The organism is Rhizobium mesoamericanum STM3625 (assembly GCF_000312665.1).
Taxonomy (GTDB): Bacteria; Pseudomonadota; Alphaproteobacteria; order Rhizobiales; family Rhizobiaceae; genus Rhizobium; species Rhizobium mesoamericanum.
The window spans coordinates 2,995,995-3,019,317 of the sequence record NZ_HF536772.1; the positions used below are offsets into that span (position 1 = coordinate 2,995,995).

At 60.2% G+C, this 23,323-nt stretch carries 23 protein-coding genes; 6 read left to right on the forward strand and 17 right to left on the reverse strand.

Annotation, left to right across the window (positions count from 1 at the left end):
• The first annotated feature begins 443 nt into the window (after positions 1-443).
• Together BN77_RS14750 and BN77_RS14755 are read left to right on the forward strand one after the other, a co-directional pair.
• Complete coding sequence (locus BN77_RS14750; RefSeq protein ID WP_007533191.1) at positions 444-1,478, forward strand: LacI family transcriptional regulator; 1,035 nt, start codon at positions 444-446, stop codon at positions 1,476-1,478.
• A gap of 69 nt (positions 1,479-1,547) precedes the next feature.
• Entirely contained in the window at positions 1,548-2,105 is a 558-nt protein-coding gene (locus BN77_RS14755) for a cysteine hydrolase family protein (protein ID WP_007533193.1), read from the forward strand.
• A gap of 74 nt (positions 2,106-2,179) precedes the next feature.
• On the opposite strand, the gene gndA is transcribed toward BN77_RS14755, so the two are convergent.
• Positions 2,180-3,631, reverse strand: a complete 1,452-nt coding sequence (gene gndA, locus BN77_RS14760; protein WP_208856436.1) for an NADP-dependent phosphogluconate dehydrogenase — start codon at positions 3,629-3,631, stop codon at positions 2,180-2,182.
• 125 nt (positions 3,632-3,756) lie between these two features.
• Here gndA and BN77_RS14765 point away from each other — a divergent pair, with 125 nt between their 5' ends.
• The 3 genes from BN77_RS14765 to BN77_RS14775 all read left to right on the forward strand — a co-directional run bounded on the left by BN77_RS14765 (position 3,757) and on the right by BN77_RS14775 (position 5,381).
• Positions 3,757-4,545, forward strand: a complete 789-nt coding sequence (locus BN77_RS14765; protein ID WP_007533197.1) for a helix-turn-helix domain-containing protein — start codon at positions 3,757-3,759, stop codon at positions 4,543-4,545.
• A gap of 71 nt (positions 4,546-4,616) precedes the next feature.
• Positions 4,617-5,015 carry a hypothetical protein gene (locus BN77_RS14770; protein ID WP_007533199.1) on the forward strand — a complete coding sequence of 133 codons (399 nt, stop codon included), beginning with the start codon at positions 4,617-4,619 and terminating at the stop codon, positions 5,013-5,015.
• A gap of 12 nt (positions 5,016-5,027) precedes the next feature.
• Positions 5,028-5,381: a VOC family protein gene (locus BN77_RS14775; RefSeq protein WP_007533201.1), complete on the forward strand. Its 354-nt coding sequence runs from the start codon at positions 5,028-5,030 to the stop codon at positions 5,379-5,381.
• On the opposite strand, the gene BN77_RS14780 is transcribed toward BN77_RS14775, so the two are convergent.
• From BN77_RS14780 to BN77_RS14840, 13 genes are all read right to left on the reverse strand, one after another.
• Positions 5,382-6,101: a PAS domain-containing protein gene (locus BN77_RS14780; protein ID WP_007533203.1), complete on the reverse strand. Its 720-nt coding sequence runs from the start codon at positions 6,099-6,101 to the stop codon at positions 5,382-5,384.
• Positions 6,102-6,285: 184 nt separating this feature from the next.
• Positions 6,286-7,221 carry a lipid A biosynthesis lauroyl acyltransferase gene (locus BN77_RS14785; protein ID WP_007533205.1) on the reverse strand — a complete coding sequence of 312 codons (936 nt, stop codon included), beginning with the start codon at positions 7,219-7,221 and terminating at the stop codon, positions 6,286-6,288.
• A 4-nt stretch (positions 7,222-7,225) separates the two neighbouring features.
• A complete protein-coding gene (locus BN77_RS14790) occupies positions 7,226-8,254 on the reverse strand; it encodes a zinc-binding dehydrogenase (RefSeq protein WP_007533207.1) in 1,029 nt (342 codons plus the stop codon).
• A 54-nt stretch (positions 8,255-8,308) separates the two neighbouring features.
• A complete protein-coding gene (locus BN77_RS14795; protein ID WP_007533208.1) occupies positions 8,309-9,595 on the reverse strand; it encodes a beta-ketoacyl-ACP synthase in 1,287 nt (428 codons plus the stop codon).
• Between the two features lie 11 nt (positions 9,596-9,606).
• A complete protein-coding gene (locus BN77_RS14800; protein WP_007533211.1) occupies positions 9,607-10,803 on the reverse strand; it encodes a beta-ketoacyl-ACP synthase in 1,197 nt (398 codons plus the stop codon).
• Positions 10,800-11,282, reverse strand: coding sequence for a 3-hydroxyacyl-ACP dehydratase FabZ family protein (locus tag BN77_RS14805; RefSeq protein WP_007533213.1), 483 nt, complete (start codon positions 11,280-11,282; stop codon positions 10,800-10,802). Before BN77_RS14805 ends, BN77_RS14800 begins: the two co-directional genes overlap by 4 nt.
• Before the next feature lie 115 nt (positions 11,283-11,397).
• Entirely contained in the window at positions 11,398-11,676 is a 279-nt protein-coding gene (locus tag BN77_RS14810; protein ID WP_007533215.1) for an acyl carrier protein, read from the reverse strand.
• Positions 11,677-11,846: 170 nt separating this feature from the next.
• Positions 11,847-12,827, reverse strand: coding sequence for an adenosylcobinamide-phosphate synthase CbiB (cbiB, locus tag BN77_RS14815; protein WP_007533217.1), 981 nt, complete (start codon positions 12,825-12,827; stop codon positions 11,847-11,849).
• The gene (cobD, locus tag BN77_RS14820; RefSeq protein WP_007533219.1) at positions 12,824-13,825 is read right to left on the reverse strand and encodes a threonine-phosphate decarboxylase CobD; all 1,002 of its coding nucleotides are present in this window, start codon (positions 13,823-13,825) and stop codon (positions 12,824-12,826) included. Before cobD ends, cbiB begins: the two co-directional genes overlap by 4 nt.
• Positions 13,822-15,129, reverse strand: coding sequence for a cobyrinic acid a,c-diamide synthase CobB (locus tag BN77_RS14825; RefSeq protein ID WP_007533220.1), 1,308 nt, complete (start codon positions 15,127-15,129; stop codon positions 13,822-13,824). The genes cobD and BN77_RS14825 overlap by 4 nt, the downstream gene beginning before the upstream one ends.
• Positions 15,126-15,968, reverse strand: a complete 843-nt coding sequence (gene cobA, locus BN77_RS14830) for a uroporphyrinogen-III C-methyltransferase (RefSeq protein ID WP_208856437.1) — start codon at positions 15,966-15,968, stop codon at positions 15,126-15,128. The genes BN77_RS14825 and cobA overlap by 4 nt, the downstream gene beginning before the upstream one ends.
• A gap of 149 nt (positions 15,969-16,117) precedes the next feature.
• Positions 16,118-17,068 carry a nucleoside hydrolase gene (locus BN77_RS14835; RefSeq protein WP_007533224.1) on the reverse strand — a complete coding sequence of 317 codons (951 nt, stop codon included), beginning with the start codon at positions 17,066-17,068 and terminating at the stop codon, positions 16,118-16,120.
• A 73-nt stretch (positions 17,069-17,141) separates the two neighbouring features.
• Positions 17,142-17,600, reverse strand: coding sequence for a cobalamin biosynthesis protein (locus BN77_RS14840; RefSeq protein WP_051177148.1), 459 nt, complete (start codon positions 17,598-17,600; stop codon positions 17,142-17,144).
• 59 nt (positions 17,601-17,659) lie between these two features.
• Here BN77_RS14840 and BN77_RS14845 point away from each other — a divergent pair, with 59 nt between their 5' ends.
• Entirely contained in the window at positions 17,660-18,445 is a 786-nt protein-coding gene (locus tag BN77_RS14845) for a TSUP family transporter (protein WP_007533228.1), read from the forward strand.
• A gap of 33 nt (positions 18,446-18,478) precedes the next feature.
• Here the strand turns inward: BN77_RS14845 and BN77_RS14850 are convergent, their stop codons facing one another.
• The 3 genes from BN77_RS14850 to cobN are packed head-to-tail and all read right to left on the reverse strand — an operon-like array spanning position 18,479 to position 23,320.
• Positions 18,479-18,904: an EamA family transporter gene (locus tag BN77_RS14850; RefSeq protein WP_007533230.1), complete on the reverse strand. Its 426-nt coding sequence runs from the start codon at positions 18,902-18,904 to the stop codon at positions 18,479-18,481.
• Positions 18,904-19,536, reverse strand: a complete 633-nt coding sequence (cobO, locus tag BN77_RS14855; RefSeq protein ID WP_007533232.1) for a cob(I)yrinic acid a,c-diamide adenosyltransferase — start codon at positions 19,534-19,536, stop codon at positions 18,904-18,906. Before cobO ends, BN77_RS14850 begins: the two co-directional genes overlap by 1 nt.
• 1 nt (position 19,537) lies before the next feature.
• Entirely contained in the window at positions 19,538-23,320 is a 3,783-nt protein-coding gene (gene cobN, locus BN77_RS14860; RefSeq protein WP_007533234.1) for a cobaltochelatase subunit CobN, read from the reverse strand.
• Positions 23,321-23,323: the final 3 nt, after the last annotated feature.

Genomic DNA, 23,323 nt, shown 5'->3' on the forward strand with positions numbered 1-23,323 from the left:
CCCTCACTGAAACGTTACCGGAAAAACTTAGTTCAATCGATATTTCGGCGCAACAGCCCGCCTCCAAAAATTTATTTTCGGAGATGATTTGCTACCAATGACTGTGTTTACGCTTGCATTTTCAACATTGCGGTACCATTCATGTTCACGGATTGAGCATCTGCGAACTCCTATTATCCTCTTATAATTTCAACATTTTACGCGTGCGTGCGGCTTACGCAGCCAAGATTTCCGTTCGCAATCGCAAAAATTCCGAGAAAAATACCCATATTCAACCGATGAGAGCACGTGGCGTAAGACTACGATAAAAAGGGCTCGACATTTCTACTGTATCGTTACAGATTTTGCGTCTTCCGAGGAGGAGAAGCTAGCGTTCTTGATGCTTACAGCGCTTTGAAAAGACACTATAAGCGAGACCAAATCGCGCAGGACGGCCTAGAGGGATGGAAAACAAAGCGAATTTTGCAGGAGCCGCCGCCGAGACAACGCGCGAGCGGCCAACACTGAAAACGATTGCCTTCATGACCGGGCTCGGAGTGACGACAGTGTCGCGCGCCCTCAAGGATGCCCCTGACATTGGCGCAGAAACCAAGGAACGGGTTCGAATGGTCGCCCGTCAGCTTGGCTACCAGCCGAACCGGGCCGGTGTGCGCCTGCGAACCGGCAAGACGAATGTCATTGCGTTGGTCCTCAGCATTGATGAAGAGATCATGGGCTTCAGCAGCCAGCTGGTGTTCGGAATCTCGGAAGTCTTGACGGGCACGCCCTATCACATCGTCGTCACACCGCATTCCCACAGCAAGGATCCGATGCTGCCGGTGCGTTACATTCTCGAGACCGGATCGGCCGACGGCGTCATCATCTCGCGCATCGAGCCTGACGACCCACGTGTTCGCCTGCTCACAGAGCACAACATGCCCTTTGCCACGCACGGGCGCACCGACGCCGGTCTCACGCATCCGTTTCACGACTTTGATAATGAGGCTTTCGCCCATCAGGCCGTCGAGAAGCTGGTCGCCAGGGGCCGCAAGCGCATTGCCTTGCTTCAGCCTCCAAGCAAGTTGACCTACTACACGCACACGCGCATCGGCTTTCAGACGGGACTGCATGACTACGGAGCCGAGGAGGTGCCACTGCGCGTCACGATCGACAATCCGCTTGAGGAAATCCGCAACGCCGTTGAAGTGCTGATGCGCGCGTCGAACGCGCCTGACGGAATCGTTTGCTCGGCCGGAAGCGCCGCCATCGCCGTCAACGCTGGTATAGAGGCCGCCGGCAAGCGGCTTGGCCAAGATGTCGACATGGTCTCCAAGGAGTCGGCGCCGATCCTCAATTGGATCCGCCCCGAGATCATCACTGCCTACGAAGATGTCCGCCATGCCGGGCGGGAAATGGCGAAGGCCGTCATCGCTCGCATCGACGGCATCGAACCGGAACTGTTGCAAAGCATCAGCCAACCTGTTTGGAAGACCAAATAGACCAGAGCCAAGTTAACTCTTGTCTGATGGCGGACGAGGGACGGAAATCATGGCGGAGACGCACTGGATATGACGACCGCACTGCTGATCATCGACGTTCAAAATGCCATTCTTGCGGGCAAAGGCACGCCTGAGCGCCAACCCATCATCGATGCCGCACTGAATGAAACCGTTTCGAGACTGCAAGTTCTTCGTGTCGAGGCCCGTCGCGCCGGCGCGCCCGTGATCCTCGTCCAGCACGACGGATATCCCGGCCATCGGCTAGCAGTCGGCACCGATGGCTGGGTAATTCGCTCGGAATTGTCGCCGGCCGAAGGCGACACCGTCGTTCACAAGAAGAGCTCGGACTCGTTTTTTGAGACAGACCTTGCCGATAGGCTGGCCGAGCGAAACGTCACGCATCTGATCGTCGGCGGCTGCATGACCCAGTTTTGCGTCGACACCACAGTCAGACGCGCGGTATCGCTCGGCTATGATGTGACGCTGGTTGCAGATGGCCACACGACAGCCGATTCGCGAACGCTGAACTTCGCGGACATCGTCGCTCACCACAACGAAACGCTCGATGATTTCGATGCTGGAAGCGCCCGCATCTTGGTTCGCCCGCTTGAGGACATTCGCTTCTGAACGGGCTATTCCGCTTTATATATTGTAAGAAGCGTTGCCAGCCGGGCTGCCTCGGCTGGCTTCCTTGCGCAACTTTAAAACGTTGCAGCACCACTGCCCCACGGGCCGTGGTGGAAGTCCTTGCCGTCGAGGCGATCGAAGCCGTGCGCGCCGAAGAAGTCGCGCTGCGCCTGGATGAGGTTGGCGGTGCCGCGGCCCTGGCGATAGGCATCGAAATAGGTCAGCGCCGAGGTGAGCGCCGGAACCGGCAGACCGGCCTGCAGCGCGGCGGCAACGACGCGGCGAAGTGACGGGATCGATTCCTTGACCATCTCGGAGAAGGCAGGCGTCACAATCAGATTGGCCGCATCCGGGGCCTTGGTGAAGGCCGAAGTGATCTCGTCGAGGAACTGCGAACGGATGATGCAGCCGGCACGCCAGATCTTGGCGATCGTTGGCATCGGCAGCGACCAGTTGAACTCACGCGATGCTTCTGCCATCACCGCGAAGCCCTGCGCATAGGCGCCGATCTTGGCCGCAAACAGTGCCAGTTCCAGATCCTTGTTGAGTTCCGGGCCGTAGGCCATCGGGAACTTGTATTCCGGCTTGCCGAAGATCTTTTCGGCGGCTTCGCGTTCGGTCTTCATCGAGGACAGGCTGCGGGCGGCAACGGCAGCTTCGATCGCGGTTGCCGGAATGCCCATGTTTTGAGCTTCGATCGCCGACCACTTGCCAGTGCCCTTCTGGCCGGCTTTGTCGAGGATCATGTCGACCATCGAGCCGCCGGCGACCGGATCGGTCGCGGCCAGCACCTTTTCGGAGATTTCGATCAAATAGGAATTCAGGCGGCCCTTGTTCCATTCGCCGAAGATGCCGCTGATGTCCTTGGCGCTCTTGCCAAGGCCGTCGCGCAGGATGCCGTAGATCTCGGCGATCATCTGCATGTCGGCATATTCGATGCCGTTGTGGATCGTCTTGACGAAGTGACCGGCACCGTCATTGCCGAGCCAGGCAACGCAAGGATCGCCCTTGTACTTGGCGGCGATCGACGTCAGCACCTTCTCGACGCGCTTCCAGGAGTCCTCGGTGCCGCCGACCATGATCGAAGGCCCATGGCGTGCCCCTTCCTCGCCACCCGAGACGCCCATACCGATGAAGGTCAGGTCGGTGTTCTTCAGGCGGTCGAAACGAGCAATCGTATCGCGGAAGTTGGCATTACCGGCATCGATCATGATGTCGCCCTTGGAGAGGTAGGGCCGCAGCGCTTCCATCTGCTGATCGACGGCCTCGCCGGCTTTGATCATGATGATGATCGGACGCGGCGGGCGGATGGCGTCGACGAATTCCTCGATCGTCCTGCAAGGGATGATCTGTTTCTTGAGATCGCCCGCGCTTTCGTAGAATTCATCCGTTTTCTCAGGCGTCCGGTTGAAGACGGCAATCTTGTTGCCTTTTTCCGCAATGTTGAGCGCCAGATTGGAACCCATGACGGCAAGGCCAATCAGCCCGATTTCTGCCTTTTCCACGATACACCTCCGATGAGTCATTTTGGACCGGTGTTGTGGCACTCTCTGGCTCAAACGGCAAGTTCGATTCGGCTTCGAATCGGCCTCGTATTGCCGGCGTTATAAACGAAGCCATATTCTCTCATAGGCATTGGAGAAGAGGATTGATGGGCCGCGCAGCACGACAGCAGGAGGCATTTCTGGCCGCACGTGCGGGCCTTTACAGGGAGCACGCGCCTTCGCCTGTACTTGAGGCACATTTTTGCTGCTTGTGGTCACATGATATCCACGACGGAGCCAATCACAGGATCGCGATTGTACCCGACGGCTATTGCGACATCGTCTGGGTGGGTGGCAGGCTTCTGGTCGCCGGGCCAGACCGCAGCAGCGCGTTTCCATCCCTTTCCGGCGGCGAGAAGATAGTGGGCGCGCGCTTCGCCCCGGGTGCTGCGGCCGAGTGGCTCAGAGTGCAGCTGCGTGACATCGTCGGCCAATCAATTCCTCTGGACGATTTCTGGGGAGGGTCGGCGCTTCAATTGAATGAACTGCTCGGCGGCTGCGCCAATTCGGACGAACGGCTGTCGCTGTTAACAACCGCACTTGAGAAGGAGGCCGCCAAACGCGCAGCACCGGCAAGGGACATGGCTTCGGTATTTTCACGGGCAAGCGACATTTCGTCGTCGGGGAACGCCGCCGATTTGATGCTCGACGACCTCTCCATCGGCGCGCGCCAGCTACGCCGCCGTTGCCACACCCACTTCGGTTACGGGCCGAAGACGCTCGCCCGAATTCGTCGATTTCAGCGCATGCTCGGCCTTTGCCGCAGCAGGAAGCTCCTCCCACTCGCAGAGCTGGCAGTGGCGGCCGGCTACTGCGATCAGGCGCACATGACCCGCGATGCGCGCGAAATTTCCACATTAACGCCCGTGCAGCTTCAGCAACAGATAGCCGGCTGAACGTCCGTTTTTTTCAATACGACGCCCACTGTTCTGCTATTTCCTCTTTCCGAGCAACACAGGAAATCGCCATGTCTACGATGCCCGCCAGGATCATCCACCGCTCCATCGACCGCAATTGGCGCGACGTCTATGCTTTTGCCGCCGCGCCAGAAAACATGCCGCTCTGGGCATCCGGACTCGCCTCGGGGCTGGAACGGAGTGGCGATGACTGGATTGCCACCGGCCCGCTTGGCACGGTGAAGGTCAGTTTCGTCCCCCATAACGAATTCGGCGTCATCGATCATACGGTAACGATTGAAAGCGGACTGCGGGTCTACAACGCGCTCCGCATCGTGCCGAACAGCGATGGCTGCGAGATCATGTTCACGCTATTGCGCATCCCCGGCATGACGGATGAGCAATTCGAGGCCGATGCCGCCCACATCGCAAAAGATCTGGCGGCATTGAAAGCATTGATGGAAGCGTAGGAGGAGGCAATCATGGCTGCAGCAACGAACGACCGACGCATCGACTACGTCGAATTCAACGTTGGCAATATAGAAGCCTCCAAGGCATTCTACCGTAAGGCCTTTGGCTGGTCCTTTACCGACTACGGCCCCCAATACTGCGAATTCGATGACGGGCGGCTCAAGGGCGGCTTTACGACATTGGGCACTCCGCGTCCGGGCGGCCCCCTCGTCATCCTCTATGCGGACGATCTTGAAACCGCTCTGTCAAGCGTGGAACGTGCCGGCGGAACAATAGTGAAACCCATCACCGGGTTCCCCGGCGGACGCCGGTTTCACTTCACAGATCCGGACGGGTATGAGCTCGCCGTCTGGACGAAGAATTGATCATGCGGCGACGGTCGACGCTTTCGCTCCCGTGCACGGCAAGATGATCAGCGCCCCGATCACACTTCCTGAGGAATCGCGCAACGGCGACATGCGGCAGCGAACCGTCTCAATGGTGTCGCCGTCGCTGCGCTCGTAAGCGTAGTCGCTCCCGCGCCCGGCAAAACAAGCGTCGAGCCTTGCCTTCACGCGCTCATGAAAGCGCTTTTCGCCAATAAACTCGATCAGGTGACGACCGATCATGTCGATCGGCTTCCGGCCGAGATAGGTCGAGTTGAGCGTATTGGAATAGAGATAGCGATAGTCCCTCGTCAGCACCGCAACACGGTCCGGCATAGCGTCCAGGATTGCAGCGTTCAGGAAGTTGCCGTTATCGACGTTCGGCATGAACGAAATTGGATCAGCAACAGGCCGCCGCTCGATCGGCAGCATCCTCCAGCGGGGCGTGGCCCCGCCGAAGTATTTTTGCAAGAGTTCCGAAAGCAGCGCGACATACCTGCGCACGGACTCGCTGTCCTCGGCATACTGGTCGATAAGGCAGCTGACGAATTCGAGCTGCAGATGGACCTCGAGAATGCTCGTCGCAGGATGCGCAAGGATTGCGTCGACAAGCGGCTCGATCGAGCAATCGAGTGTACTTACGCGCTCGTCGTCGCCCGCAGCGATTGCAGCGTCGATCTGCGAACAGCACAACGAAAACGCCCGAAAAAGCCCCAGCAAGACACCTCCAAATGCATTCCGTTACGAATGAGACTGAGATCGGCCGAGCGTTGCCTTTTGGAAGTTGAAACCATCAGCGCCCGACTACTCGCCTTGATGGTAACAAGTAACATGATGCACGTTCACATTCAATGAACAGATGCCTGTGTTTTTCAATGACAAGATGTAGGGATTACGGCGGTGTTTACTTCAGCACGTTGTGCTTTATCGTCCAGCGGTCGTGATACCAGAGCCATTGCTCCGGATATTCCCGCACCCAGCTTTCCACCTTGTCGTTGAGGAGCTGCGCCGTTGCGACCATGTCGAGATTGCCCTTGGCATCCCGAGGCATTTCAAGCTTCGGCTCGATTTCCAGCCGATAGCGATTTCCAGGCAGCCGGATGCAGCGCGCCGGATAGACGTCACAGTTGAATTGGCGGACGAGCTTGCCAAGCAGCGGATTGGTCTTGACGTCAAGCCCGAAGAACTTGGTGTTTAGTCCCCTGCCGAACTTCTGGTCGACCAGCACGCCAACGCCCTGCCTGGCCTCCAACTGCCGCGCCAACGCAAAAGACGACCCGGCGTGAGACGGCACCAGCTTGCCCATTCGGGCGCTGCGAAAATCGAAGACTTTCTGCGCAACATAGGGGTTGTTCGGCGGGCGGAAGAGGACGGAGACATGTAGGCCGAAAGCTGCGCCAGCCACCGGCAACAGTTCAAAGTTACCCGTATGCCCGGTGAAAACAATAAACGGACGCGGATTCTCGAGCAGATCGATGAAGATCGGTATCCCGGAGACTTCAACGCGGCCCGGTTCCTTACGATAATAATCGAAATCGAACAGTCGATCGAGGAACACATACTCAGCAGCAAGCCGACCCATATTGCCCCAGCTTGCGAGGGCAATCTCCTCAATCTCCGCCTCGCTCTTTTCGGGAAAGGCATTGCGCAGATTGGTTCGCATCAAACGATGTCGCTTCGTGCGCGGGCCGAGCTTGCGCGTCAGCCGATCCGCAAAATTGATCGCACCGTCGGCCGGAAACAGCTTCAGGAAGTTCAGGAAACCGAACATCGCCTGGGCGATCAACCACTGGCGAAAGTGGATGAGGGCCAGCACGATTTTAGTGATGAAGAGCTTCAAGGGCTCAATCCATCTTGAGGATGATCTTGCCGAAGATCTGCCGCGATTCCATCCGCTCCAATGCGCGGTCGATATCATCGAAGCCAACTTCAGTGTCGATGACGGGATGGACCAGTCCGCGCCCCATCTTCTGCATGGCGTTTGCCATGTTCTCCATGCGACAGCCGAACGAGCCGAGCAGCTTCAGCTGTTGCTGGAAGAGCATCATAAGGTTCATGTCGGTGGAGACGCCGGACGTCGACCCACAGGTGACGAGACGACCGCCACGCTTCATCGACAGCATGGAGCCTGCCCATGTATCCTTTCCGACGTGCTCGAAGACAACGTCGACGCCCTTTTTCCTGGTGAGCTTGCGGACAACACCCTCGAATCGGTCGGTGCGGTAATTGATGACGTGATCTGCACCGAGCGCCCTGGCCTTCTCGATCTTGTCATCAGAGCCAACAGTGGTGATGACGGTGCAGCCAATCTTCTTGGCAAGCTGGATCGCCGCCGTACCGATGCCGGAGCCGCCTGCGTGCACGAGGATCGTTTCCCCCGGCTCCAGCTTGGCGTTGTCGAACAGCATATGCTCGACGGTCCCGAAGGTTACCGGAGCGAGCGCGGCGCCAACGGCATCTACGCCCGGAGGAGCGGAAACCAGCAGACGCGCCGGCAGGTTCACCTTCTCCTGAGCGAAACCGTCAAGGTGGAAGCCGTGAACGCCCGAAACATGCTCACAGAGATTGTCACGTCCTTCGCGGCAAGGGCGGCAGAGGCCGCAAGTGCGTGCGCCGTAGATCGACACCAGCTGGCCAGGCAGGACATTGGCAACGCCCGGCCCGATCGTTTCGACAACGCCGGCGGCTTCTGCACCGATAACCAGCGGCATCTTGCGCTTCGCAAACGCCATGCCCCGCCAGCCCCAGACGTCGATGTGGTTGAGAGCGACTGCCTTTACGCGCAGTGTAACCTCACCCGGGCCGGGAGCGTCCGGTTCCGGAAGGTCGGTGATCTCAAGCTTGCGATCGTCAATCAGTTGCAAAGCACGCATGGCAAAGTCCTTCGCCTCGAAGGCGTTCTATCTCGATGTTTTGTCGGGAACCGATTAAGCCGGTTCGAGCGCCATGACAAGGCTGGCATTCTGCCCGCCGAAGCCGAAGGAGTTGGAAAGCACGGCGCTGACCTGGCTCTCGCGCTTCTTGTTCGGCACCACGTCGATAACGATCGATGGATCGGGATTGGTGTAGTTGATCGTCGGCGGCAGCGTGCCTGTGAGCATGGTCTGCAGCGAAAATACCGCTTCCACTGCCCCTGCCGCCGTCAGCGTGTGGCCGATCATGGACTTGTTCGACGACAACGGAATGGATGCCATCCGCTCGCCGAAGACAGCCAGCATCGACGCATATTCCATCTTGTCGTTCTCAGGCGTGGAGGTGCCGTGGGCGTTGATATAGCCGATATCGCCCTCGCCCATGCCGGCATCGGCAAGTGCCGCGCGGATCGTGGCGATCGCCGGTCCGCCATCAGGAGAGGAGCGGGTACGATGGAAGGAGTCGGCCTTTTCACCAGCGCCCTTCATGATGCCGAGAACCTTCGCGCCACGCGCGACAGCCGCCTCGAGCGATTCCAACACCAGGGTCGCGGCACCTTCGGCGATGACGAACCCATCGCGATCCTTGCTGAACGGCTTCGAGGCCTTGGTCGGCGGATCGTTCTGAGTGGAAAGGGCCGAAAGCAGCGAGAAGCGGATCAGTGCCTCTGCACTTACCGAACCGTCAGTCGCAACAGCCAGCGCCCGCGATGTGCGGCCCTGCCGAATTGCTTCGATGCCGAGCTGTATCGCAGTTGCGCCGGACGCGCAGGCCGTCGATAGCGTCACCGGCAGGCCACGCGTGCCGAAGCGATCGGCAAGGCGCTCGGAAATCGCACCGAACAGCGATGCTTCATGGAATGCAGCGTCGGGACGCTGGCGCATGGCAGCCAGGAACCGGTCGTAGGCATCTCCAGCGTGGTCGGCCGGCGGCGAACGATCGGCCAGATCGAAGCGCGCACTCCATTCCGGCTCGATCGGTGGCGCAGCCAGGAACAGCGGACCGTCGAAATCGCCACTGATACCAGCATCGGCAAGCGCTTCAATTGTCGTCTCCCGCGCGAACGCATAGGAGCGCTCGACGGCGTTGGCGACCGGAATATCGATGAAGTCAACTGTACCGGCAATACGCGTCGAAAGGCCTTCCGTCGGAAACCGTTCGATCGCATGAATGCCAGAGGTTCCGGCGGTAAGTGCCGACCAGTTGTCCTTAAGGCCCTGCCCCAGTGACGTGATGATACCCACACCTGTCACTGCGACGATCGGACGGCCGAGATGATCCTTGTAAGCCGAATCTTTCATTTGCACACCCCTCACGCTTCCGCGGAAAGAACCGCGACGCCTTCGCCGCGCTGATGACCGACTGTTGTAACGATAGCTGCCTTGGTCGCAGCAGCCATCGGCTTCTCGTTTGCCGGATCAAAAACCGGAACCTTCGCCTGGCTGTCGACGGACAATGCCGCAAGCGCCAGGCCGAGCGTGAAATGCGCCTCAAGGCCGTGGCCAGTGACACCACCGAAACCGCGGATAGCTGCACCCGGCAGGTGATTTTCTAGAACTGCCTTCTCTCGCCCGGCGAGATCAGGAATACCCGTCGAGCCGGAGAAAATCGCAGTACTTTCCGACGGAAGGTCGGACGCAGTTTCCAGCAATCGCTCCAGACGCTTCTCGAGCTTGCCGGGGTCGCGACTGCCGCGATCGCCTTCAATAGAGGTTATCGACGCATAAATATGCGCGCCGCGTGCTTGCGCATGCGCGCGCGATTCAAGAACAAGAAACGCGCCGAGCGAGCCGGAGATGACGCCGCCGTTGTCGCGCGACCATAGGGGCTGCCATTCCTCGCGGCTGTAAACGTTGATGGCTTCGAACAAGAGAACCATGTCCAGGCGCTCGGCTGAATAGGCTCCGCCCACCAAGGCATGCGTCGATTCGCCCGACTTGATGCGATGGAAAGCCGTCTCGACAGAGGAAATGCCGGCCGATTCCTCGCCCATGAAGGTTCGTGATGAGCCGGTGACTTTGTGAACGATGGAAATGTTGCCGGCAAGCAGATTGGACAGCTGCGCCAAGAAGAGCGTCGGTCGCAGCTCCGTCGTCAGTTTCTCGTTCAGGAGAACTTCACGGTCATTGCGTTTCAGGCCTTCGTCGACAATCAGCGTATCGACATTGATGTCACGCTCGCCGCCACCGGCCGCGACGATCATGTCCATCGTACCGCAGGCTTCGGCATCGTCCTTGAAGCCGGCATCGTCGAGCGCGAGGCCAGCTGCGAAAACACCGATGCGCTGCCAGTTCTCCATCTGCCGCTGGTCACCGCGCTTGGTGATCTGCTGTGACCAGTCGATCTCCGGAAGCGGGTGGACGGGATAAGGCTTGAATTTTTCAAGCTCGACAATCGTCGGCGGGGCGGCCTCGGCGTTGAGCAGCGCGATGTGCGGCTCTTTGCCAACGCCCTGGCAGGTCACAATACCGACGCCCGTGATCACCACATCATTCTGAGCCTTGCTCATCCATTCACTCCCTGCGCAGCGATCGCATTCATCAGGCCAACCTCACCGGCTCGCTTCTTGACGATATCTCCGAGCGGAACCTCGTTGAAGGGCATGGTCCGCAGCTTCAGCTGCGCATCGCAAACCTTCTTGCCGCCGCTTGTGATTTTCGCCTTGGTTACAGCAAATCCCGAGCCGTCGTGCTCGAGGAACGCCTCAATATCCAGCACCGCCTCCGGTTCGACGAAGGTGCGCATCTTGGCGCCGTCGACGGACATCAGGAAAGGCATTGCAGCAAAATCGGTGGCCGCCAGCACAAGCATACCAGATGCCTGCGCCATCGTTTCGATCAGCAGTACGCCCGGAACCAGGGGCATGCCGGGAAAATGACCTTCGAATACCGGGCTCTTCGCTGGCACGACAGAGCGTGCCTTGAGCGTTCCCTTCTGAAGGTCGACCGCCTCGATGCGGTCAATCATCTGGAAGTATTCCAGTAGCATCGAATCCTCCGGCCACAAGGACACCTTGCCCTGCGGCTAGGCCTACTTAGGAACAAAACCGCCCGGCCGCCATGGTTAACGGCGGCAGGGCGGGAGAAAAAGATGACGGTGCCGATCAGGCCTTGGCGGCGCGCAGTTCGTCGATCTTGGCACAGAGGTTCTTCAGCACGAAATACTCTTCCGTGGAAACCTTGCCTTCGTTGACTTCCTGCGTCCACTTCTCGAGCGGGATCTTGATGCCGAATTCCTTGTCGATCGCAAAAACGATATCGAGGAAGTCGAGGCTGTCGATACCGAGGTCGTCGATCGTATGGCTCTCCGGCTTGATCGTATCGCGATCGATCTCGCTGGTTTCTGCAATGATGTCGGCAACTTTATCGAATGTAGCGGTCACGCCCTTACCTCTTGAAATGACGAGTTAACCCTCCTCATAGGCAAAACCATTTCAAAAAGCCAATGCTTTCCTCCCTCTCGGCACGCAATTTGCAGGACGAGTGTTGCTCAAACAGCAAAGCAGAACGAGCCTTTTGCAAACGCGTCCTCGCAAAAGCGGTCTGTTGGAACCTAGAGCAGGACCAGGAAAAGAACCAGCGCGGTCACCGCAAGGATCGAGCAGCTGGCATAAAAGACCGAGACCCCGTCTTCGATATCAACCACAGTCGCCGTCTCGCGCCCGCCGCCGTTGATCATCGGCTCCATGACGACGATCCCGGAATAAACGCGCGGCCCAGCAAGCTGCACATTCAACGCCCCAGCCATCGCTGCCTCTGGCCGCCCGGAATTCGGCGAGCGATGCAACCCGCCGTCGCGGGCGGCAACGCGCAACGCCTCCTTAAAAGCAGCGCGCCCTCGACGCAGCCAGGCTCCGGCAGCGATCAAAAGAATCGAAAGCCGTGCTGCCGGCCAGTTCGCGACGTCATCCAGGCGTGCAGCCGCCCAGCCGAAGTCGGCATACTTGTCGGACTTGTGGCCGATCATCGAATCCGCCGTGTTCAGCATCTTGTAGGCGAAGAGGCCGGGCAAGCCGAAAACAGCGTACCACAAAGCTGGAGCGACCACGCCATCGGAGAAATTCTCGGCCAGGCTCTCGATCGCCGCCCGGCAGACGGCCGGCTCATCGAGTGTTTCCGGATCACGCCCGACGATTCGAGAAACAGCCAGGCGGCCACCGCTGACGCCTCCGGTTTTCAGCCCGGCGGCAACGGCCTCCACGTGATCGGCCAGGCTTTTCTGCGCCATGAAGACGGCAACGCAAATGACCTCCAGGAGGATTCCAGCCACGCCGAAAAGCGAAAAAAAACCATGCAACACAAGACCGGCAAGGGCACTGACGAGCAAGAGAACCGTGATCGACCAGACGCCGTTGCGCCGGCGCTCGCGCTTGTGGAGGTCATCACGATTGAACATCCGGTCGACACGCGAGATCGCGTTTCCAAACAGCACGACTGGATGCTGAAACCGCATCCAGAGCGCATCCGGATCACCGATGATTCGGTCCAGCAAGAGGGCGAGCACCAGCACGAGAAGGTTATGGTCGAGCATCATGATATATAACTCTGCAGCGCATTGGAAAGCCGGTGGTCGCCGGCCGCATCGGTGGCGAGGCCGAAGCGCAACCAACCGGGCTCGTAGTCGAATTTACGGACCAGAATGTGATGATGGCAAAGATGCCGGTGCAATTTTGCGGCCTGCTCATGGTCGACGAGTGCGAACAGATCAGTCCCGCCGATGATGCGCAGACCGCCCTGCTCGAGCACTGTGCGTAGCGCGCCTGCCCTTTCGGAGAGTCGACGTTTTATCGGGCCAGGATCCGATGCGAAGAGGTCTGTTGCGATCGAAAGTGCCGGACCCGAAACTGCCCATGGCCCAAGCAGCTGTTCGACGCGCGTCATGACCGTCTGGGCGGCCACCACAAATCCTAGTCGCAATCCCGCCAGACCAAAGAACTTGCCAAAGGAACGTGTAATCAGGACGTTCGGCAGCTGTGAGGCAACGGGCACCAGGCTCAGCTCAGGGTATAGATCCCCGAAGGCTTCGTCCACGATGACCACCCCTCCTCTGGCCTTCATCTTTTCGCTGAAGGCAAAAAGCCGTGCTGGAGCATAGGCACGACCGTCCGGGTTGTTTGGATTGACGATGACGACCACTGCGTGATCGGCTTTGACGGCATCGAGGTTGGCGACCAGATCAACCGAGCGGCCCGCCATCCTGAATGCGTGTTCATATTCGCCGTAAGTCGGCCCCAGAACCGCGACCCGGCCGGCAGCCTTGAAGAGCCGCGGCAAAAGCTGGATAACGGATTGCGTGCCCGGAACAGGCAGGGGGAGAATGTCGCCACTGCGATAATGGCTCTGCGCCGCCGCACGCGTTCGATCGATCAGATGCCTGTCGGGCAGGCGGTGCCAGGCGAAAGCTGGGATCTCGGGCAGCTGCACCGGGCACGGGTTGATCCCGGTCGAAAGATCGAGCCAATGCTCCAACTCGCCGCCATAGATCGCGGCCGCAGCCGTGATGCCGCCCCCATGAACGATCGGAGCGTTCATCTTGTCTCCTCGGCAAGGTCGATCAGGTGCATGTAGGATCCCGCAATCCGGCCGCGCTGGAGGCCCGCTTGCCCGAGATCGTTGCCCAGGGCGTCCTTCACCTGGAAAAGACGATCAGCCTCCCCCTCGGAAACCACGGCCGAATAGTGAAACTCGTGCGCCGTCATGGGCTCGTCGAAGTAAGACGCGTTCAGCGGCTTCACGCGCCGATAGCCGAGGTGCCGTTTCCGATCCTCGTAACTTGTGACGACAGGCAAGAGACCGAGCATCTCATGACGTTCGCCGGTCCCGTCTATAAGAGCTTCGCCGAGAACCATGTAGCCGCCGCACTCTCCGTAGATCCGCACGCCCTTTTCGGCGGCATCGATCAGCTTTGCCCTGAAATTACAGGCTGAAGCAATCCGCCCGGGATGAAGCTCGGGATAGCCGCCTGGTAGATAGATCGCGTCTGCCGTCGGATCGGGCGCCTCATCGGCAAGCGGGGAAAAGAAGGTAATTTCCGCGCCGCGCCGACGCCAGCCAAGCAACATATGCTCGTAGGAAAAGGCAAAGGCGATGTCGCGGGCCACAGCGATCCTGCTGCCAAGTGGCGGCAGGCGGGCAATGTTAGCGGTGGACGGGCGATTGAGCCCCTGGCGCGCAATGCGTAGCAGGAACTCAAAATTGCATTCTTCCGATACTGCATCCGCCGCATGCTCTATGAAGCTCTCGAGCGTCTGATGCTCTCCCGCCTGAACAAGGCCGAGATGCCTTTCCGGAAGGGCGATGTCATTGTCGCGGCGCACGACGGCAACGATCGGCATGCGGATTGCTTCGAGCGCATTGCGAAGCATCATCTCATGGCGTTCGCCGCCGACCTTGTTGAGGATCACGCCGGCGATGCGGACATCGGCACGGAAGCCCGCAAACCCTGTCACCAGCGCCGCCACCGATTGCGACATATGCGAAGCATCGACGACGAGCACCACGGAAAGCCCAAGCATCGCGGCGAGATCGGCCGCAGTCCCGTTCCCGTCGGTCGCACCATCGAAGAGACCCATCATCGCCTCGATGATGAGAATGCGGTCGCCGGAGCGATGCAGGGCCGCGTTGGCAGCAATCAAGTCAGGGCGCATCGCCCAGGGGTCGAAGTTGAGACAGGCAACGCCGCTCGCAGCCGCATGAAATGCCGGGTCGATATAATCTGGGCCCGCCTTCCCTGGCGCAATCGCAACACCGCGCCTGCGAAGCGCGCGCAGCAGTCCCAGCGTTACCGTCGTCTTGCCCGATCCGGAAGAAGGGGCTGCAATCAACAAACCGCTCATGCCGTCTCCCTACTGCTCGAACCTTGGAACGGATCCGGGCGCAACCTGCGTCCTGCGAGTGCGCCTAGCCAATCAAGCGACTGACGCAGCCGCACGACCTCCCCGACCACCACGATCGCCGGCGGCTCGAGACCGGAGACCGCGACAGCGGAAGGCGCTTCGTAAAGCGTCGTTTCGAGGACCTGTTGGTCGCCGGTCGATGCGTTGCAGACGAAGGCGACAGGTTCCACCGGGGACCGCCCTGCGGCAATGAGGTTCCTGCTGATCTGGGCGATATGCTTCATCGCCATATACATGACGATCACAGGGGAGCCCTTGCCGATGGCTTCCCAGTTAATGGCATCTGGCACGATGCCTGAAGAATCGTGCCCCGTCAGGAATGTCACTGCATGGTTGACATCCCTGTGTGTGACCGGAATACCGGCATAGGCCAGCCCGCCAATACCTGCGGTGATTCCGGGCACGATGCGGAACGGCACATTGTGCTCGACCAGCGTCAACGCCTCCTCGCCGCCCCGCCCGAAGACGAAGGGATCGCCTCCCTTCAGACGCAAGACTCGCTTTCCGGCACGCGCAAGTTCGACAAGCCGCAGCGAAATGTCGCGCTGCTTGGCGGACGGCTTGCCACCACGCTTTCCCGCATATTCAAGCAGAGCGTCGGAGCGTGCGAGTGTCAGGCAGTCGGAATTCACCAGCGCGTCATGAACGACCACGTCCGCCTCCGCAAGGCCCTTGACGGCAAGAAGCGTCAACAGTCCGGGCTCTCCGGGACCCGCGCCGACAAGCCAGACGCTGCCCGGTTCAAGAGCCGGCAGATGTGAAAACGCAGCTTCGATCATTGGCATCATCTATGCCCCGTCGCTGGCAAGGTCAACGCCGCTGGTCGGGCAGGAACGAGATGTGAAGACACACCTGCTCCAACCGTTCTATCGCGCGTGATCGTTCCTTGCCGATCGCGCTCCGTAGCCAGTGTAATGACACCCAATCCTCACGTCCGCAGAAGTGTATCACGTATGAGATCGATGACTTTCTCCGATTGGATACCGGTGCAGACGACCTGGCTTGGCATCCCATCCCAATCGCCCGGCGGGAAACGGCGACCGTCCGGTTTCACGATCGTCTGACCATCCGCAATCCCCTTGCAAACGACTCGCACCGGGCCGCTGATGGTCGAAAACAGCTCGGGCACTACGACGTAGACGCAAGCGCAGCTGTCGTGAACCATCATGCCGTCTTCGACGGCGTGTTTGTAGAAGTCGATGTAGTCCTGCGAGAGATCGTTCAGCAGCTTGACTGCGCTGTCGCCCTTGGCGGCAATGTCTGCAAGATAGCTGCGGCTCATCGTCGTTATCGCCGTCACGTCGAGGCCGATGACGGCGACCTTCCAGGCCGCAGTGAGAACGATGTCTGCGGCCTCGGGATCACCGTGGATGTTGGCTTCGGCCACCGGCGACACGTTGCCTGGAACATAGAAGTTGCCGCCCATAATGACGACGTCCTTCACAAGCCCGGCGATCTCCGGGTCCTCCTTGAGCGCCATCGCCAGATTGGTCATGCGACCGACCGCAACCAACCTGACCTCGCCCGGATTGGCACGGACCGTATCGATGATGAAGCGATGGGCAGGACGCGGATCGATCGGCAGGTCGATAGTTTCGGGCACCTCGATATTGCCGAGGCCGTTCTCCCCATGCACGAAGGTAGGCCATGCCCTTTCCTGTCGGGTTGGATCGATGGTTACGCTGGCGCCCTTGGCGACCGGCGCAGGAATGTTCCATTCGCGCTTCAGGAACAGCGCATTGCGTGTCGTCGTCTCCACCGACGCGTTGCCGAAGACGGTCGTGATACCGACCAGATCGATTTCGGGATGGCGGTGCAGGAAGAGCAAAGCCATTGCATCATCGACGCCCGGATCCGTGTCATAAATGACCTTGTGCATGAGTGTGCCTCTTTTCGTTATTGTCGCAGGGCAGCCGGACGGCGCCGAAAAGTCGGCGCCACCATAGCGCCCGCTAATCATTCTGCAACAGGGCACGCGCTATGGACGCCGTCGCGCGCTGCGACTTGATCTTCGGAACAACCAGCGCGGCATGCGGTCCAATCGCTGCAAGCGCTGCGGATTCCGCGACCCCATGACACCCCACCCGGGCGAAGACGATCGGTGAAGGATTCTTCAGCCTCGGCGTTTCCGCTTCGAGCCGCATCGCGCTGAAGAGCAGGAGCGGCACCCCAAGGTCACGCGCCACCCCAAGGATCGCGGGCTCGTTGCCGCGAGTGTCGATGGATGCAACGCCCGAAAGCTCACCCGGGCCGATGCCCGCTGCCGCCAGCGCCGCACTGGCAAGCTCGTTCACCTCGTCTTGCGGCGTTCCACGCTCGCAGCCGATGCCGAGCACATACCGGTGCGTCCCATCGAATTCAAATCCAGTCCCGTGCGACAATGAAACCTGCCCCTGTGTTAACCAAGCCATTGCAGCACAGGGCCGGAAATGCAACATGCGCTGCGTACCACGTTCCAGAGTTTCCCTTCTTGTCCGATCTTGCCCCCCATCTCATCGTCATGCTGGCCGCGGCCGGCTTTTTTGCCGGCTTTGTCGACTCCATTGCCGGCGGCGGGGGCTTGATTACCGTTCCGGCGATGCTGATCGCAGGTATTCCACCGCTGCAAACACTCGGCACCAACAAGGTACAGTCCGTGTTCGGGGCAGCCTCCGCGACGATTGCCTATGCCCGAAAGGGACATGTTCACCTGCGCACCCAGCTGCCGATGGCACTGATGGCAATCTTCGGCGGCTCCCTTGGCGCTGCCTTGGCAACGATCGTGCCAGGAGACGTGTTACGCGCGATCATGCCGGTCCTTCTGGTGGCAATCGCACTCTATTTTGCGCTGAAGCCAAACCTCGGCGATGTCGACAAGCATCGCCGCATTACCCCCTTCGTTTTCGGCCTGACCCTGGTACCGGCCATCGGATTCTACGACGGTGTCTTTGGTCCCGGCACGGGATCGTTCTTCATGTTGTCCTTCGTGTCTCTTGCCGGTTTCGGCATGCTGAAGGCAACGGCGCATACCAAACTGTTGAATTTCGGCTCCAATGTCGGCGCTCTGATCGTCTTTGTTTCCTTCGGCGCGATCATTTGGAAGATCGGGCTGATGATGGGCGTCTGCCAGTTCCTGGGCGCGCAGCTAGGCTCGCGCCTTGCGATGCGTACGGGCGCGCGCCTAATCAAGCCGCTGCTCGTCATCGTCTGCATCGCCTTCACGATCAAGCTCCTCGCCGATCCGGCCAATCCTATCCGCGTCTGGCTCGAGATCTGATATTGGCGGTCTGCCCGCGCGGGCTGGAAACACCTAGAACAATGCGAGCAGGAGCGCCCCACCAGCGATCAGGCTCACGCCGAGCCAATTCATGAGATTGAGCTTCTCACCGAGAAAGAATACTCCGAAAACCGCGACGAGAACGATCGAAAGCTTGTCGATCGGGGCGACGCGTGCGGCATCGCCGATCTTCAGTGCGCGGAAGTAGGCAAGCCAGGAGGCGCCGGTCGCCGCCCCGGAAAGGCAGAGGAACAGCCACGTCTTGCCTGTAATGCTGGAGAACGGCTGCCATTGCCCGGTCGCCGCAACAATGGCGCTGATGATGAAGACGATAACGACGGTGCGGATCAGGGTGGCAAGATCGGAATTGACGCCAGCAACGCCGATTTTCGCAAAGATCGCCGTCAACGCGGCGAAAGCCGCCGAAAGCACCGCCCAGAAAATCCAGCTCTGCGTCATCAGAACTCCACTCCCGGCTGCCCCTTGATGCCCGAGCGGAACGGATGCTTGATCAGCTCCATCTCGGTCACCAGATCGGCAATCTCGATCAGTTCGTCCTTGGCGTTGCGACCGGTAAGAACGACATGGGTCATATACGGCTTCTCGTTCTTCAGAAACGCCACGACCTCGTTGATATCGAGGTAATCATATCGAAGCGCGATGTTGATCTCGTCGAGTAGCACCATCGAATTCCGCTCGTCGCGGATCAGCTCCTTCGCCTTCTCCCAGGCAGCGCCTGCGGCCGCCATATCGCGAGCGCGATCCTGCGTCTCCCAGGTGAAGCCCTCCCCCATGGTGTGGAACTGACAGATGTCGGAGAAGTGCTTTTCGATCAGGTCTCGCTCCCCGGTCCACATCGCGCCCTTGATGAACTGCACGACCGCCGACGGCTTACCATGCGCGATGTGCCGGAAGATCATTCCGAAAGCCGACGACGACTTGCCCTTCCCCTTGCCGGTATGGACGATTATGAGGCCCTTTTCGTCCGTCTTCGTCGCCATGATCTTGTCGCGCGCGGCCTTCTTCTTCGCCATCTTCTCGGCGTGGCGTGCGTCGTCGTGGCCGGCAGGTTCAGCGGTTTCGTCGGTCATATCAATGTTCCCCGGATGCAAGCTTGCCCTGGTGCAAGCTGAATGTGTCTGAAAGGTCGAACCGCGCCGAATTGCTGCGTGGCGTCCAGAGGCGGCGATCGATCGCTTCGAGCAGCCGCTCCTTCATGTCGGCGAAGGCGGCCGGATTCTTCTCGGCCATGAAATCGCGGACCTTCGCATCGGCCAAGAAAGCCTGGTAGACGGCTTCGAAGTGATGGTTGCCGACCGCACCGGTCGTCGCGGCGAAGGCGAAGAGGTAATCGACGGTCGCAGCGATCTCGACAGCGCCCTTGTAACCATGGCGCATGACGCCATCGATCCACTTCGGATTGACGACCCGGCCACGCACGACGCGCCCGATCTCTTCTTCCAGCGACCGGATCACCGGCTTCTCCGGCCTTGAGTGATCGTTGTGATAGATCGATGGCCGATCGCCGGCCAGCATCTCGGCTGCGACTGCCATCCCACCCTCGAACTGGTAATAGTCGTCACTGTCGAGAAGGTCGTGCTCGCGATTGTCCTGGTTCTGCACGACCGCCTGGATCGAGCGCAGCCGCTCTTCAAAGACGCCACGCTCTGCTCGACCTTCCTCGCCGGCGCCATAAGCGTAGCTTCCCCAGACAAGATAGGCTTCTGCCATATCCGCGCGACATTCCCACCCCTTCTGATCGATCAGCGCCTGCAAACCGGCACCATAAGACCCAGGCTTCGAGCCAAAGATGCGATAACCGGCGCGACGGCCGGCCTGGGCTGCATCCAGCCCCGCCTCTTCAAGACGGGCAGCCTCACCGCGCATGCGCTGCGCAATCGGGTTGTCCGCAACGTCCTCCTCGAGTGCCCCGACAGCGCGGATTGCCTTGTCGAACAGCGCGATCTGTTCCGGAAAGGCATCCCGGAAGAACCCGGAGATACGCAGTGTCACATCGACTCGCGGCCGGCCGAGCAGCGCAGGGGGAATGATTTCATAGCCGGTGACGCGGCGCGAGGTCATATCCCATACCGGCTTCACGCCGATCAGGGCAAGCGCCTGGGCAATATCGTCGCCACCGGTGCGCATGTTTGAGGTGCCCCAGGCAGTCAGGCCAAAGGATACCGGCCATTCGCCGTGATCCTGCACATAACGGCGGACCAACAGTTCCGCGGACCTCTTGCCAAGTTCATAGGCCGCCGGCGTCGGCACGGCCCGGCTGTCGACGGAGTAGAAATTCCGTCCGGTCGGCAGTACGTCCGGTCGACCGCGCGTCGGGGCACCCGATGGTCCCGGCGCCACGAAACGACCGTCGAGCCCTCGAAGCAGGCCTTCGATTTCCGCGCTCCCGCAGGCGAGAATGGCAGGTTTGAGCCGCGTTTCGATCTCCGCAAGAACAGCGCGGGTGGCCTGCCAATCCTCCGGACAGGCAAATTCGCCGGCCACCAGCCGTGACGCTAAGAGTTCGATCCGCTCGACGGCATCGCCGTTGGTTCTCCAGCTGGCGTCAGTGACGGCTAAAAGAATATCGGCAAACGGTCCGGTCCAAGCTCCGGCCATGTCGCAGTCGAGCGGGTCGAACTCCAAGCCGAGATCCGCGGCAATCGCGCGCTGAAGGCTGCGGTCGCCTGCCTGTCCGAGCCCGCGCGGAACCCGGGCCAGCGCGACCGTCAGATCCGTCAGCAGCCGCCCCTGCGGCGAGACGCCGAAGACATGCAGGCCATTGCGGATCTGCATTTCCTTGAGATCGCAGAGATAAGCGTCGAGCTTCTTCAACGCCTCGGTCTCGCTCTCGGCCTTGTCGATGCCGGCATCGCGATCGAGGCCCATGTCTGCGACGAGATCGAGGATCTGCTTGCTGAGGAGCCGGATGCGGCGCGGATCGCCGCCGGAGGCCTCGTAGTATTCGTCGACCAGCGCTTCCAGGTCTTTCAGCGGCCCGTAGCTCTCGGCACGTGTCAGCGGTGGCGTCAGATGATCGATGATCACGGCGCCGGCGCGGCGCTTGGCCTGCGTCCCCTCGCCGGGATCGTTGACGATGAAGGGGTAAAGATGAGGCATGGGGCCGAGGATGGCTTCCGGGTAGCATTCCTCGGACAGCGCCAGCGCCTTGCCGGGCAGCCATTCCAGATTGCCATGCTTGCCCATGTGAACAACGGCGTGAGCGCCGAATTCATGGCGAAGAAAAGCATAGAAGGCGAGATAGCCATGCGGCGGCACCAGATCCGGGGAATGGTAGCTTTCCTTTGGATCGATATTGTAGCCGCGCGCCGGCTGGATGCCGACCAGCACCGCGCCGAGCCGCATGAATGGCAGCGCAAAGGCGCCGTCCACGACATAAGGATCGGCCTCAGGCGCACCCCAGCGTGCGCCGATCTCATCCTGAATCTTTTTGGGAAGATCTCTGAAGAAGGCTTTGTAACGACTCAAGGAAAGTGTTTCGCGCACGAGCCTGCCGCCGGCGGCGGAATTTGTCGGCCCTTCCATCAGACGCCGGATCAGCTGATCGCCATCGTCAGGCACGCCCGAAACCGCATAGCCTGCGTTCCTCATGGCTTTCAGCGCCTCGACAGTGCTCGCCGGCGTATCCAGCCCAACACCGTTGCCGAGCCTGCCGTCGCGGTTCGGATAGTTCGCAATGACAATCGCGACCCGCCTGTCGCTTGCGACTGTGGTGCGCAGCTTTGCCCAATTGGACGCAAGCTTGGCGCCATAGCGCATCCGTTCGATGTCCGGTTCGCTCCCGACAATGTTGGCCTCTACCCGCGCGTCGTAGCGGGCAGCCGATTTGAAGGAGACCGCACGCGAGAGCACCCGCCCGTCCACCTCGGGCAGAGCGACATTCATGCCAAGATCACGGGCCGATAGCCCCTGGGAGGACGCGGCCCAGGCCTGACGGGACGAGGCCGAAAAGATTGCCTGAAGTACGACAGCATCATTGGCCTCAAGCACGGTCGGTTCCCGATCCGCGCCAGGCGCAGACACGGCAAAACCTGTCGTGTTGATCACCACTTCGGGCTTGATGACATCAAACACGCTTTCCAAAATGCCCTTCGACACCGGATCCTTGAGACTGTAGGCGAATACCGGCAGCGGCCTGATGCCTTCCGACAGCAGCGTGTCGACAAGGGCTTCCACCGGCCTTGTCTCGCCGCTCTGCACGAGCGCGCGATAGAAGCTGATAGCGACCGTCGGGAGACGCGCGTTTTCCCGAGGAGCGCGAAGCCTTTCGTCGCAGGCTGCCTGCCACGCGTCGACGCCAAGAACGCCCTTGCCCGGCCACCATATGCCCGCCTTCATCAGTGGAGATGCCGCTTCCGGTTTCTCCGCGCCCGACAGCATCGCGCCGACATAGGCCAGAAACGCCCGCGAATTGCCGTCGCCGCCTTCGATGAGGTACGTCCACAGCGCGTTCAGGTCTTCAAGCAGAACATTCGAAAACGGCGTCAACCCCGCGTCCGGCCTTGAATCTCCAGGCAGTACGGCGATCAGCACCCCGCATCGCGCCGCCGCCGCATGAAGGGCCTCGAGCGCATAGTGGAAGTAGCTGGCGCCACCGAGCGCCCGGACAATGATCAGCTTGGCATGCCGGGCAGTCCGTTCGACGTAGGCATCGACTGACATCGGGTGCTTCAGGCTCATCAGGCTTGCCAGCCGCAACGAGAAGCCGCTCGCCGCTTCCTCGTAGGCGGCGGCTATCGCTGCAAGCTCGGTATCGGCAGCCGACAGGAACAGGACATCGCCGGGAGACTGACCGAGATCGATCGCCTCCTCGCCGTCGCTGATCGTTCCCTGCTGTGCCAGAAGCAGATGCATGGG

What these genes read in the sequence shown, in the direction of transcription:
- cbiB (WP_007533217.1), bottom strand. Translation starts at nt 12,827, where the DNA reads ATGATGCTCGACCATAACCTTCTCGTGCTGGTGCTCGCCCTCTTGCTG.
- BN77_RS14755 (WP_007533193.1), top strand. Translation starts at nt 1,548, where the DNA reads ATGACGACCGCACTGCTGATCATCGACGTTCAAAATGCCATTCTTGCG.
- BN77_RS14750 (WP_007533191.1), top strand. Translation starts at nt 444, where the DNA reads ATGGAAAACAAAGCGAATTTTGCAGGAGCCGCCGCCGAGACAACGCGC.
- BN77_RS14775 (WP_007533201.1), top strand. Translation starts at nt 5,028, where the DNA reads ATGGCTGCAGCAACGAACGACCGACGCATCGACTACGTCGAATTCAAC.
- BN77_RS14765 (WP_007533197.1), top strand. Translation starts at nt 3,757, where the DNA reads ATGGGCCGCGCAGCACGACAGCAGGAGGCATTTCTGGCCGCACGTGCG.
- BN77_RS14795 (WP_007533208.1), bottom strand. Translation starts at nt 9,595, where the DNA reads ATGAAAGATTCGGCTTACAAGGATCATCTCGGCCGTCCGATCGTCGCA.
- cobO (WP_007533232.1), bottom strand. Translation starts at nt 19,536, where the DNA reads ATGACCGACGAAACCGCTGAACCTGCCGGCCACGACGACGCACGCCAC.
- cobD (WP_007533219.1), bottom strand. Translation starts at nt 13,825, where the DNA reads ATGAACGCTCCGATCGTTCATGGGGGCGGCATCACGGCTGCGGCCGCG.
- gndA (WP_208856436.1), bottom strand. Translation starts at nt 3,631, where the DNA reads ATGACTCATCGGAGGTGTATCGTGGAAAAGGCAGAAATCGGGCTGATT.
- cobN (WP_007533234.1), bottom strand. Translation starts at nt 23,320, where the DNA reads ATGCATCTGCTTCTGGCACAGCAGGGAACGATCAGCGACGGCGAGGAG.
- BN77_RS14790 (WP_007533207.1), bottom strand. Translation starts at nt 8,254, where the DNA reads ATGCGTGCTTTGCAACTGATTGACGATCGCAAGCTTGAGATCACCGAC.
- cobA (WP_208856437.1), bottom strand. Translation starts at nt 15,968, where the DNA reads ATGATCGAAGCTGCGTTTTCACATCTGCCGGCTCTTGAACCGGGCAGC.
- BN77_RS14835 (WP_007533224.1), bottom strand. Translation starts at nt 17,068, where the DNA reads ATGCACAAGGTCATTTATGACACGGATCCGGGCGTCGATGATGCAATG.
- BN77_RS14770 (WP_007533199.1), top strand. Translation starts at nt 4,617, where the DNA reads ATGTCTACGATGCCCGCCAGGATCATCCACCGCTCCATCGACCGCAAT.
- BN77_RS14825 (WP_007533220.1), bottom strand. Translation starts at nt 15,129, where the DNA reads ATGAGCGGTTTGTTGATTGCAGCCCCTTCTTCCGGATCGGGCAAGACG.
- BN77_RS14850 (WP_007533230.1), bottom strand. Translation starts at nt 18,904, where the DNA reads ATGACGCAGAGCTGGATTTTCTGGGCGGTGCTTTCGGCGGCTTTCGCC.
- BN77_RS14840 (WP_051177148.1), bottom strand. Translation starts at nt 17,600, where the DNA reads ATGGCTTGGTTAACACAGGGGCAGGTTTCATTGTCGCACGGGACTGGA.
- BN77_RS14805 (WP_007533213.1), bottom strand. Translation starts at nt 11,282, where the DNA reads ATGCTACTGGAATACTTCCAGATGATTGACCGCATCGAGGCGGTCGAC.
- BN77_RS14800 (WP_007533211.1), bottom strand. Translation starts at nt 10,803, where the DNA reads ATGAGCAAGGCTCAGAATGATGTGGTGATCACGGGCGTCGGTATTGTG.